10 protein-coding genes, 2 tRNA genes and 1 riboswitch are annotated in these 11,136 nt (G+C 69.0%); of the genes, 6 read left to right on the forward strand and 6 right to left on the reverse strand.

Annotated elements, in window-relative coordinates:
• The first annotated feature begins 104 nt into the window (after nt 1-104).
• Nucleotides 105-875 (forward strand): ABC transporter ATP-binding protein, encoded by a 771-nt coding sequence (locus tag ACYVIO_RS40870; RefSeq protein ID WP_460656391.1) that lies wholly within the window; start codon nt 105-107, stop codon nt 873-875.
• Nucleotides 876-879: 4 nt separating this feature from the next.
• The gene (locus ACYVIO_RS40875) at nt 880-3,423 is read left to right on the forward strand and encodes an ABC transporter permease (protein WP_460656392.1); all 2,544 of its coding nucleotides are present in this window, start codon (nt 880-882) and stop codon (nt 3,421-3,423) included.
• Nucleotides 3,424-3,483: 60 nt separating this feature from the next.
• Here ACYVIO_RS40875 and ACYVIO_RS40880 read toward each other — a convergent pair.
• The 5 genes from ACYVIO_RS40880 to ACYVIO_RS40900 form a co-directional block, all read right to left on the reverse strand.
• A tRNA-Glu gene (locus ACYVIO_RS40880) sits at nt 3,484-3,559 on the reverse strand.
• Nucleotides 3,560-3,640: 81 nt separating this feature from the next.
• Nucleotides 3,641-3,712, reverse strand: a tRNA-Gln gene (locus ACYVIO_RS40885).
• Nucleotides 3,713-3,830: 118 nt separating this feature from the next.
• The gene (locus ACYVIO_RS40890; protein ID WP_460656393.1) at nt 3,831-4,790 is read right to left on the reverse strand and encodes a lysostaphin resistance A-like protein; all 960 of its coding nucleotides are present in this window, start codon (nt 4,788-4,790) and stop codon (nt 3,831-3,833) included.
• A 2-nt stretch (nt 4,791-4,792) separates the two neighbouring features.
• The gene (gltX, locus tag ACYVIO_RS40895; protein ID WP_460656394.1) at nt 4,793-6,331 is read right to left on the reverse strand and encodes a glutamate--tRNA ligase; all 1,539 of its coding nucleotides are present in this window, start codon (nt 6,329-6,331) and stop codon (nt 4,793-4,795) included.
• Complete coding sequence (locus ACYVIO_RS40900) at nt 6,324-7,112, reverse strand: fumarylacetoacetate hydrolase family protein (RefSeq protein WP_460656395.1); 789 nt, start codon at nt 7,110-7,112, stop codon at nt 6,324-6,326. Before ACYVIO_RS40900 ends, gltX begins: the two co-directional genes overlap by 8 nt.
• A 122-nt stretch (nt 7,113-7,234) precedes the next feature.
• Between ACYVIO_RS40900 and ACYVIO_RS40905 the strand changes: the two genes are divergently transcribed.
• Genes ACYVIO_RS40905 through ACYVIO_RS40915 form a run of 3 tightly spaced genes read left to right on the forward strand, consistent with a single transcriptional unit; the run spans nt 7,235 to nt 9,015 of the window.
• Nucleotides 7,235-7,738: a GNAT family N-acetyltransferase gene (locus tag ACYVIO_RS40905; protein WP_460656396.1), complete on the forward strand. Its 504-nt coding sequence runs from the start codon at nt 7,235-7,237 to the stop codon at nt 7,736-7,738.
• Nucleotides 7,735-8,604 carry a 3-methyladenine DNA glycosylase gene (locus tag ACYVIO_RS40910; protein WP_460656397.1) on the forward strand — a complete coding sequence of 290 codons (870 nt, stop codon included), beginning with the start codon at nt 7,735-7,737 and terminating at the stop codon, nt 8,602-8,604. The genes ACYVIO_RS40905 and ACYVIO_RS40910 overlap by 4 nt, the downstream gene beginning before the upstream one ends.
• Before the next feature lie 9 nt (nt 8,605-8,613).
• The gene (locus ACYVIO_RS40915) at nt 8,614-9,015 is read left to right on the forward strand and encodes a DUF2255 family protein (protein WP_460656398.1); all 402 of its coding nucleotides are present in this window, start codon (nt 8,614-8,616) and stop codon (nt 9,013-9,015) included.
• Here the strand turns inward: ACYVIO_RS40915 and ACYVIO_RS40920 are convergent.
• Nucleotides 9,008-9,919 (reverse strand): class I SAM-dependent methyltransferase, encoded by a 912-nt coding sequence (locus ACYVIO_RS40920; RefSeq protein WP_460656399.1) that lies wholly within the window; start codon nt 9,917-9,919, stop codon nt 9,008-9,010. The two genes, ACYVIO_RS40915 and ACYVIO_RS40920, sit on opposite strands and share 8 nt — an antisense overlap.
• A gap of 321 nt (nt 9,920-10,240) precedes the next feature.
• Between ACYVIO_RS40920 and ACYVIO_RS40925 the strand changes: the two genes are divergently transcribed.
• Nucleotides 10,241-10,822, forward strand: coding sequence for a DinB family protein (locus ACYVIO_RS40925; RefSeq protein WP_460656400.1), 582 nt, complete (start codon nt 10,241-10,243; stop codon nt 10,820-10,822).
• 58 nt (nt 10,823-10,880) lie between these two features.
• Nucleotides 10,881-11,037: riboswitch (cobalamin riboswitch) on the forward strand.
• Nucleotides 11,038-11,136: the final 99 nt, after the last annotated feature.

An 11,136-nucleotide genomic window follows, 5' to 3' on the forward strand; every position in this document is an offset into this window, starting at 1 on the left:
CGCCGCACTGCGCCCAACCCGATGGGACCGAGGCTCCGGAACGCCTTTGCTGGTAGCACGCCGCTCGACCGGGGGGCCGCCACCAGCCAACAGGGAGCAATCACATGTCTGCCACCATCAGCACGATCGGCGGCCCCACCGCTGCCGCCGGCACGGCCGCGGCCCGGGCCGAGGGCGTCAGCAAGTTCTACGGCACCGGGGACGCGACCGTCGCCGCGCTCAAGGATGTCCACGTCAGCGTGGACACGGGCCGGTTCACCGCCATCATGGGCCCGTCCGGCTCGGGCAAGTCGACGCTGCTGCACCTGCTCGCCGGGCTCGACCGGCCGAGCGCGGGCGAGGTCTACCTCGGCGACACCGAGCTCACCTCGCTCGGCGACAACGCGCTCACGCTGCTGCGCCGGGACCGGATCGGCTTCATCTTCCAGTCGTTCAACCTGCTGCCGACGATGACCGCGGCGGAGAACATCGTGCTGCCGCTGCGGATCGCCGGGCGGACGCCGGACGAGGCGTGGGTGCGGTCGATCGTCGTACGGCTAGGTCTGGCCGACCGGCTCACCCACCGCCCGGCGCAACTGTCCGGTGGCCAGCAGCAACGAGTCGCCGCGGCCCGCGCACTGGCCTCGCGCCCTCAGATCGTCTTCGCCGACGAGCCCACCGGCGCCCTCGACTCGGCGGCCGGCACCGAGCTGCTGACCTTCCTGCGGACGGCGGTCGACGAACTCGGCCAGACCGTCGTGATGGTCACCCACGACCCGACCGCCGCCGCGTACGCCGACCGGGTGCTGTTCCTCGCCGACGGCCACGTGGTCGACGAGCTGGCCGCACCGACCGCCGACGCCGTCCTCGATTTCCTGAAGCACCTAGGAGCCTGAGCCCATGTTCACCGCCACCCTGCGCGGCATGCTCGCCCACAAAGTCCGACTCGCCCTGACCGTCACCTCGATCGCGCTCGGAGTCGCGTTCCTGGCCGGCACCCTGATCCTGACCGACACCATGCACCTGGCCTTCGGGCAGCTGTTCGGCAAGGTCACCGCCGGCACCGACGCGGTCGTCCGCGCCGAGGCCGCCTACAGCCAGTCCACCGGCATCGGCACCAGCCGCGGCCCGATCCCGGCCGGTGTTCTCGACCAGGTCCGCAAGGCCGACGGCGTCCGTACCGCCGAAGGTTCCGTCAGCGGCTACGCACTGCTGACCGACAACGGCGGCAAGGCCGTGCTCACCAGTGGTGGAGCGCCCACCCTCGGCTACAGCCTGCCTGCGGATCCGGCGCTGCGCGGGGACGTCAAGCTGCTCAGCGGCACCGCGCCGGCCGGCCCCCGCCAGGTCGCCATCGACGCCACCAGCGCCGAGGAGCACGGCATCGCGCTCGGCTCCACCATCAAGGTGCTGTTCCGTGGCCCGACCCAGGAGTTCACCGTGGTCGGCACCCTCGGCTTCGGCAGCGAGAAGAACCTCGGCGGTACGACGGGCGCCTACTTCGACCCGGCCACCGCGCAGAAGTTGCTCGGGGCACCGGACCTGTACGACGCGATCAACGTCAGCGCCGAGCCCGGCGTCGACTCCACCACCCTGGTGCAGCGGATCAACGCCGTCCTGCCCGCCGGCGCGGAAGCTGTCACCGGCGCCACCGTGGTGAAGGAGTCGACCGACGCGGTGAACGAGGACCTGAAGTTCGTCGGCATCCTGTTCATGGTCTTCGCCGGCATCGCCCTGTTCGTCGGTTCCTTCATCATCTGGAACACCTTCACGATGACGATCACCCAGCGGACCCGCGAGATCGCCCTGCTGCGGGCGATCGGCGCTACCCGCCGTCAGGTGAACCGGAGCCTGATCCTCGAGGCGCTGCTGCTCGGCGTCGTCGCCTCGGCCGTCGGTGTCGGTCTCGGCGTCCTGGTCGCGAAGGGTCTCGACCTGCTGATGGGCGCGGTCGGGTTCAGCCTGCCCAGCACCTCCCTGCAGGTCGAGCCCCGCACGATCTGGGTGTCGATACTGGTCGGCACGCTGGTCACCGTGGTCGCCGCGCTCGTCCCGGCGTACCGGGCCACCAAAGTGCTCCCGATCGAGGCGCTGCGCGCAGCAGCTCCCGGCGCGGGCAAGCCGTCCCGCAAGCGCATCGTCAGCGGCGGCCTGGTGACAGCTCTCGGCCTGGCCGGGATCTTCTCGACCCTGTACGGCGATCTGAGCATGAAGCTGTTCGGCCCGAGCCTGCTGGCCGTGATCGCCGGGGTGCTGATGATGCTCCCGGCCGCCACTCGTCCGCTCGCTGCGGCGATCGGTGTCCCGCTGCGACTGCGCGGGCTGCCCGGCGAACTGGCCCGGCAGAACGCGATGCGCAACCCACGCCGTACGTCGTCCACCGCCGCTGCGCTGATGGTCGGGCTGACGCTGGTCGTCGGTATGGGCGTGTTCGCCTCGTCGCTGAAGGCATCCTTCGGGGACGTGATCGGCGGATCGGTCAACGCCGACCTGTTCCTCAGCACCTCCAGCGCTCAGGCGCCGGGTTTCAGCCCCGAGGTGATCCCCGCGGTCGCCGCCGTACCGGGCGTCGGCCTGGTGGCCGCGGCCGGCTGGGGCGAGGCCCGCTTCGACGGCGTCGACTCGAGCTACTCGGCGGTCGACCCGGCCACCGCGGCCGGCGGCCTCAACCTCGGTGTGACAGCCGGTTCCGTCTCGGCACTGGGCACCGACGGCGTCGTGGTGTCGCAGTCCGCGGCCACCGCGCACGGCTGGAAGGTCGGCGACGTCGTCCACAGCGAGTTCGCCGCGACCGGCAAGCACGACCTGCGCGTCGTCGGGGTCTACGGCACCAAGGGCTGGATCGGCGACGACTTCATCATCAGCATCGCCGCGCAGACCGCTGCCGCCGGCCAGCAGCTGACGACCTCAGGGCTGATCAAGCTGGCGCCCGGAGCCGAGCGGGCCACCGTTCAGAGTGCCATCGCCGCCGCCCTGGCGGACCACCCGGACGCGAAGGTGCTCGACCGGAAGGGCTTCGAGAAGGAGGCCAGCGGATTCATCGACAGCCTGCTCACCTTCGTCACGGTGATGTTGTTGCTGGCGGTCGTGATCGCGCTGCTGGGCATCGTGAACACGCTGGTGCTGTCGGTGCACGAGCGGACGCGCGAGCTGGGTCTGCTCCGGGCGGTCGGCATGACCCGGGCCCAGGTCCGGGCGATGGTCCGCTGGGAAGCCGTGGTGATCTCGCTGATCGGTGCGCTGGCCGGTGCCGCTCTCGGAATCGGTCTGGGGCTCGCGCTGTCGCAGGCGCTGGCCGACGAGGGCATCAAGTCGATCGCGATCCCGGGTCTGCAGGTGACCGTGTCGGTCCTGCTCGCCGCGGTGGCCGGTGTGCTCGCGGCCGTCGGGCCGGCGCGGTCGGCTGCCAAGGTCGACGTACTGAAGGCTGTGGTCGCGGACTGACCAACTGACCGGCAACACAGCGAAGGCCCGGACCGTGAGGTCCGGGCCTTCGCTGTTCTCTGGTAGCCCCGACGGGATTCGAACCCGCGCTACCGCCTTGAGAGGGCGGCGTGCTAGGCCGCTACACAACGGGGCCAGAGCGTTGTTGCGTGGTCCTTGCGGACCTGGCAACGAGGAAGGACTCTACCGATTTTCATCGGCCGGGTCCAATCACTCGCTGGGGTACTAGGACTCGAACCTAGACTAACTGAACCAGAATCAGACGGGCTGCCAATTACCCCATACCCCAAAGGCATTTCACCGGTTTTCTGAGTTCGTTTCCGCCCTCATCACCCGGCTCAGAGAGCATACCGAAGTCCGGGCCCAGACACCAAAACGAGTCCCCGCTGAACCAGATGTCACTCGTGTCACACCAGTCTCCGGCCCGGTCCACCGACGACCGGCGCGTGCACCAGCGGCAGGTCGCACGTCGTCGCCAGGTGCTGCTTGCGCGCCAGCAGCACGGCCACAGCGCCGAACAGCACGAACTTCGACACATCCACGGCCACCAGGCCCCAGCCCGCGTCCGAAGCGTTCAGGCTGGCGCTGACGCTGTTCGTCAACGCGGCGTAGATGAACGTCACCACGTTGTTCGCCGCGTGCGCCGCGATCGACGCCTCCAGCCCACCCGTCCGTACGGCGAGGAAGCCGGCCACCAAGCCGAACGCGAAGCGGTCCAGGAACAGCGCGGGGCTCTCCCACGGCCACACCCCGTGCGCCATCGTGAACAGGACGGTCGTGACCACCACCGCGACCACCGAGCTGCGCACGAACGAACCGACCGCCTGCAGCAGGTACCCGCGGAAGAAGTACTCCTCCCCCGCCGCCTGCAGCGACGAGGTGAGCAGGACGACGGCGATCACGCCGGCCGCGTCCGCGGCCGCGCCCTTGCCTCCGCCGGAGAGCAGTTCGATCCCGCCGACCTTGATCACGCCGAGCATGACGAGCTCGACCACCACGGCGGCCAGCCCGAACCACAGCATCGGCCGCCACCGGATCCGGCCGACCACCGACGACAGCAGGCCCGGCGTCTGGTGGTTCAGCCGGGTCGCGACGACCATCGCCAACGGGATCAGCACGATCAGCGTCAGGTTGGTCGTCAGCAGCCCGAACCAGGAGATCGTCCCCTCGGGATCCTTGCGGATGCCGAACGCGACCACCTGGATGACCAGGCTGAGGAACATCCACCCGGCCAGTACGGCGAAAGCGCCGAGCACCACGGTCCACCCGGCCGTGACCGGGTTGCGCAGCAGCCGGTGGTACGGCTGCGGCCCCGCGTCCCGGGGATCCGCGGTGGACCCGGAACGCGGCGTCGCGTCGTACGGCATGCTCACTCCGCCGGAAGCAGCGTGCGGGCGTGCTCGAGCCGGTGCAGCGACCGGTCGCGACCGAGCAGCTCGAGCGACTCGAACAGCGGCGGCGAGATCCGGCGGCCGGAGATCGCGACCCGGACCGGGCCGAACGCGTTCTTCGGCTTGAGCCCCAGACCCTCGATCAGCGAGGCACGCAGCGCGGCCTCGATCGCCTCGGTGGTCCAGTCGGCCAGGTTCGACAGCGCCTTCACCGACGCCTCGAGCACGGCGCCGGCGTCACCGGTCAGCACCTTGCCCGCGGCATCCGTGTCGACCTTGAACGCCTCGTCGGAGACGAACAGGAAGCCGAGCATGTCGACGGCCTCGGACAACGAGTTCATCCGCTCCTGCACCAGCGGTACGGCGGCGGTCAGCAACTGCTGCTGCTCGTCGGTCGGCTCGGCCGGCAGCACGCCCGCCTTGGCCAGGAACGGCACCACCCGGCGGCCGAACTCGGCCGGCTCGAGCAGCCGCATGTGGGAGGCGTTGATCGCCTCGCACTTCTTCGGGTCGAACCGGGCCGCGTTCGAGTTCACCTTGCGGATGTCGAAGGCCTCGACCATCTCAGCCATCGTGAACACGTCACGGTCCTCGGCGATCGACCAGCCGAGCAGGGCCAGGTAGTTCAGCAGGCCCTCGGGCAGGAAGCCGCGCTCCATGTACTCGCCGAGACCCGCGCCCGGGTCGCGCTTGGACAGCTTCTTGTTGCCCTCACCCATCACGAACGGCAGGTGCCCGAACCGCGGCGTCCGGCCGGAGCCGATGCCGATCTCGGCCAGCGCCTCGTACAGCGCGATCTGCCGCGGCGTCGACGGCAGCAGGTCCTCGCCCCGCAGGACGTGGGTGATCTCCATCAGCGCGTCGTCGACCGGGTTCACCAGCGGGTACAGCGGGAACCCGTTGGCCCGGACCAGGACGTAGTCGCCCAGGTTCTCGGGCAGGAAGGTGATCTCGCCGCGGACCAGGTCGGTGAAGGTGATCGGGCGGTCGGGCATCCGCAGCCGGACGACCGGACGCCGGCCCTCGTCGACGTACGCCTTGACCTGCTCCTCGGTGAGCGTGCGGCAGTGGCCGTCGTACCCGCTGTGCTGGCCGGCCTGACGGGCCGCCTCGCGCCGCTGGTCGAGCTCCTCCTGCGAGCAGTAGCAGTGGTACGCCTTGCCGGCCTGCAGCAGCTTGGCCACGACGTCGGCGTAGATGTCCATCCGCTCGGTCTGCTTGTACGGGCCGAAGTCGCCGCCGACCTCCGGGCCCTCGTCCCAGCCGATGCCGAGCCAGCGCAGCGAGTCGAGCGTGTACTGCAGCGCCTCGGGGGTGTTGCGGGCCGCGTCGGTGTCCTCGATCCGCAGGACCAGCTTGCCGCCGTAGTGACGGGCGAAGGCCCAGGCGAAGAGAGCGGTGCGGATGTTGCCGACGGTCAGGAGACCGGTCGGGGAAGGGGCGAACCGCAGGCGGACCTGAGTCGGTTCGAGGCCACCGAGGACGTCGTCGTCGGTCGGAGCGGGCCTGTCAGTCACGCACGATCACCTTGTTCGTCAGAGTTCCGAGTCCTTCGACGCTGATGGCGACCTCGTCGCCGGGCAGCATCGGGCCGACACCCGCGGGGGTACCGGTGAGCACCACGTCGCCGGGCAGCAGCGTGGTGAAGGAGGTGATGTAGGCCAGCACCTCCGGGATGTCGAAGATGAACTGCGAGGTCCGGCCGTCCTGCTTCGGCTCGCCGTTCAGCTGCGTGCTGACCCGGACGTCGGAGACGTCCAGATCGGTCTGGATCCAGGGGCCGAGCGGGCAGAACGTGTCGTAGCCCTTGGCCCGGGCCCACTGGCCGTCGCTCTTCTGCAGGTCGCGCGCGGTCACGTCGTTCGCGATCGTGTAGCCGAAGATCACCTCTTCGGCCCGTTCGCGGGGCAGGTCGCGGCAGATCCGGCCGATCACGATCGCCAGCTCGCCCTCGAAGTGCAGGTTGTTGGTCTGCTCGGGGTAGACGATGCCGTCGCGCGGGCCGATCACCGAGGTGTTCGGCTTGAGGAAGATCATCGGCTCGGCCGGTACGTCGTTGCCCAGCTCGGCGGCGTGGTCGGCGTAGTTGCGCCCGACGCAGACCACCTTGCTGCGCGGGATCACCGGGGCCAGCAGCCGGACGTCGGCCAGCTGCAGCACCTCGCCGGTGAGTTGGACCGGCCGGTACAGCGGGTCCGAGTCGAGTACGGCGACGGTGCCGACGAGACCTTCGGGGTCGTCGGTCTCGACAAGCCCGTACTTCGGTTCGTCGTCGACGGAGAATCTGGCGATACGCACGGCTGGCCTTCAGTCGAGGGAATGAACGGCCCGAGCCTACCGCCGTACCCCATCAGCGCTTTGATCCTGTCCCCGTCTCCTCTTCTTTTCCCGTCGGTGGTCCCCAATGAGACAGTTGTGCGGTGACCACCGACCGAGCCCCGTTCACGATCCGCCTGGCCGAGCCCGCGGAGTACGCCGCCGTCGGCGAGCTGACCGTCGAGTCGTACGCGAACGACGGCTTCATCCCGGCCGGCTCCGACTACGGCGACACCCTGCGCGCCGCCGCGGACCGGGCCGAACGCGCCGAGCTCTGGGTCGCCACGGACGGCACCGACCTGCTCGGCACGGTCACGTACTGCGTCCCCGGCTCCTTCTACGCCGAGATCGGCGAGCCCCACGAGGGCGAGTTCCGCATGCTCGGCGTCTCCGCGAAGGCCCGCGGCCTGGGCGTCGGCACGGCGCTGACGCAACGCTGCATCGACCGCTCCCGCGAGCTCGGGTTCACCCACCTCGTCCTGTCGAGCGCCGACTACATGAAACCGGCCCACCGCATCTACGAACGCCTCGGCTTCACCCGAGTCCCCGAACGCGACTGGTCCCCCCGCCCCGGCGTCCACCTGTACGCGTACTCCCTGGCGCTGTGACTCTCCTTCTCTCTCCTGCTGATTGGGAACCACTCGCCGCCGCCCATGCGGCGCGGGTCGACGAACTCGTTGCCGGTCATCTCGCACGTCGTCAGCGCCGCGAGGCTCATCCCGTCGAGGACTTCCTCTTCACCTACTACTCCACGCGGCCGAACCAGCTCCGCATCTGGCACCCCGGCCCAGGCGTCAGCCTGCTCGGCGCCACGGCGTACGAGGGACGCAAGGGCTACCTGTACGCCGACGGCGCCGCGCACCTCGACCCGGCCGAGATCGAGCGCCGTACGGACTCCATCACCTGGATCCGCCGCCTGCTGGCAGCAACGCTCGACCGCCAGCCCCAGTTCGGCTGCTTCGGCCTGCACGAGTGGGCGATGGTCTACCGCCTGCAACCCGGCGAGGTCCGGCACGAGAAGTGGCCGCTGAGACTAGGTGCCGAGGGCACCGATCAGGTCGTCGAGTCGCACAAGATCGCCTGCTCCCACTTCGACGCCTTCCGCTTCTTCACCGAACCGGCCCGCCCCCTCAACGTCCTGCAACCAACCCGCGACCAGCAGCCTCAGCTGGAACAAGGCGGCTGCCTGCACGCCAACATGGACCTCTACAAGTGGGCCACCAAACTCGCCCCCTTCACCCCCAGCACCCTCCTCCTGACCTGCTTCGAGCTGGCCAAGGACATCCGCACCCTCGACATGCGAGCCTCCCCGTACGACCTGGCTCCCCTCGGCTACTCCCCCATCCCCATCGAAACCCCCACAGGCAAAGCCGAGTACGCCGCCGCCCAACGCGCCTTCGCAGAACGCTCCAAGCCCCTCCGAGAACAACTCGTCGCCCTCTGCGACAACCTGCTCAACACCACCAGTCACTAGCCTCGAGACATGGCTGAGCTCTGGACTCCCGACGACCTCCAGCGAATCGCTGCCGCCGACGAACTGCAGATCGCCCCCAGACGCACCGACGGAACCCTGCGGCGCTGGGTGCCGATCTGGGTGGTGTCCGTCGATCAGCAGGTGTACGTCCGCACCTGGTACCGCCGAGACACCGGTTGGTTCGCTCACGTACTCGAGTCCCACCGGGCCTGCATCCGCGTTCCGGGCTTGCAGGCCGACGTCTCCGTCGAGGACGTCGGCACCGGATCGGAGCAGCTACGGCTGAAAGTCGACGAGGCCTACCGCACGAAGTACGCGCGCTACGGCACCTCGACCGTCGACCAGATGGTGGCAGCCGAAGCGGCAGCCACCACGCTGCTACTCACCCCGGAGCATGACCGTCTCAGCTGACCTTCGTCGCCTTCAGTGCGAACAGCAACGGGATCCGTGGCGCATCGTCCGGCAAACGCCACCAGCCTTCTGGCGTCTGGACCATCGACGGCCAGCGCGGCCATTGCAGCACCTCGGACTCGCGCAAGCTGTCGATCCGCAGCCCCGCAGCCGACAGCGTCGTGACCAACTCCCCCAGCCCGTGCATCCACTCGTAGCTGGTGTTGCGGCCGGGCACCTCGTCGCCTGTGTACGTGACAGTCGACTCGTGCGCGATCGCCCCACGCCCTTCCAAGTAGTCGTGCCGCAGCACCAACTCCTCGGACTCCCCCGGCAGCCCAACCGGCCGCAGCGAATTCAGCAACGGATGGAACTCGACGATGTACACGAACCCACCCGGCTTCAGCAGCCCACTGACCACCTCGGCCCACTTCGCCAGGTCAGGCAGATAACAGAGCGCACCCTTGCCCGTGTAGACGACATCGAACTGCCGCCCGCTGAACGCCTCGCCCGCGTCGTACACGTTCGCCCGCACGTACTCGATCCCGGCGCCGGCCGCATCGGCCAACCGCCGCGCCTCGTCCAGCGACCGCCCCGAAAGATCCAGCCCGAACGTCTTCGCGCCCTTCCGGGCAAAGGCGATCGTCTCGGTCCCCAGGTGACACTGCAGGTGCACGACATCCCGCCCGCCGAGCTCCCCCAGGTCGTCCCACTCGTAGTCGGCGAACCAGAACTCCGCCGGCCGCTCGTAGAACGCGCTCGCCGCGTGCAGCGGAGCCCGCGCGTCCCAGTCCGCCTCGTTCGCGGCCACCCGCGCCAGCTCGTCAGCCTCCAACGCCACCGGCTTCTCCTTCTGTCGCCTGGTCCGGTCCTCGTCCTCCCAGTCTCTCCAGGCCCAGGTCCAGGCATCCCCACTCAGGCTCATTTCCGCTCACCCGGCGACACGAGTTTCCCCCTCGGAAGCAGTCCCGTGAGCAGTCACCGCGCCCCCGGACCGTCCCGAGAACGTTCCCCCAGCTCTGCTCACCCAGCGTGACTCTACTCTCGTCGGCCACGCTGAGTAATCACGTTTGGGTCTCACTCCGCACCATCTCCCCGGTCGCGCTCGCACTAGCAGTCGACCACCGGAAGCACCAGCACCGACACGCTGTGCTGATTGACTTTCCGACGTTCGCTCGACCACAATTCGAACACATGTTCGATGCAAGGACAAACCGCGGGGAATCGGGGAGCGTGAGGATCTGTGATGCCGGAACCGTTCGACTGGGACATCCTGGAGCGACCGTCGGCGATGGCGATGGTGCGGGGCCAGCTCGGTTTCAGCTGGATGGTGCTGGCCCAGCGACTGGCCAGACTCACCGACGACGAGTACTTCTGGCGACCGAGCGCGGAGGCACTGACCGTCGTACGGCGCCGGCACGCCGGCCGCTTCCGGTCGCTCGGGTCGGGTGAGTGGGTGGCGCAGTGGCCGGACGAGCCGGACCATCGCGGGCCCCGCACGATCGCCTGGCTGATCGCCCATCTGACCGAGACGTTCTTCGAGCGCTGGGAGTGGACCTTCGGCGAGAAGCTCCAGGGCCGCACCGACATCACGTTGCACGGCAACGCCCGGGACGCGGTCGCCTGGTTGACCCACTGGGTCAACGCCTGGCAGGAGTCCATCGCGGCTTTGGAGGAGGACCAGGCGATGACGGTCGGCCTCAGCCAGGCCACCGAGCTGGACGCCGCGGAGCCGTTCGGCCACGTCGTCCTGCGGCTCAACCGGGAGCTGATCCACCATGGATCGGAGATCATGACGCTCCAGGATCTGCATGCGCTGGCCGCCTGAAACCACTAGATGTGCGACACGCGGCGCGTCAATGCACTACATGTCGGGGTCTACCGCTAATGTTCTGCGTGCTGGTGGTTCTGCCCGGGTGACGCGACCAAGCGCGGCCGGGCGGAGGCAAGAGGGGAATCCGGTGCGAGTCCGGAGCTGCCCCGCAACGGTGAGCGGACAGGTCGTCCGCGAGTCCGAGTACCTGCCACTGGTGCGCGTACCGCCGGTACGCGTCGGTCCGAGACCTCGTGGGTGGGTCGGTGGGCGTCAAGGCAGTCGTACTCGCCGTACTGCCTTGCGTCGCGCGCTCTCGCACAGGTCAT

Source organism: Kribbella endophytica (assembly GCF_054781295.1).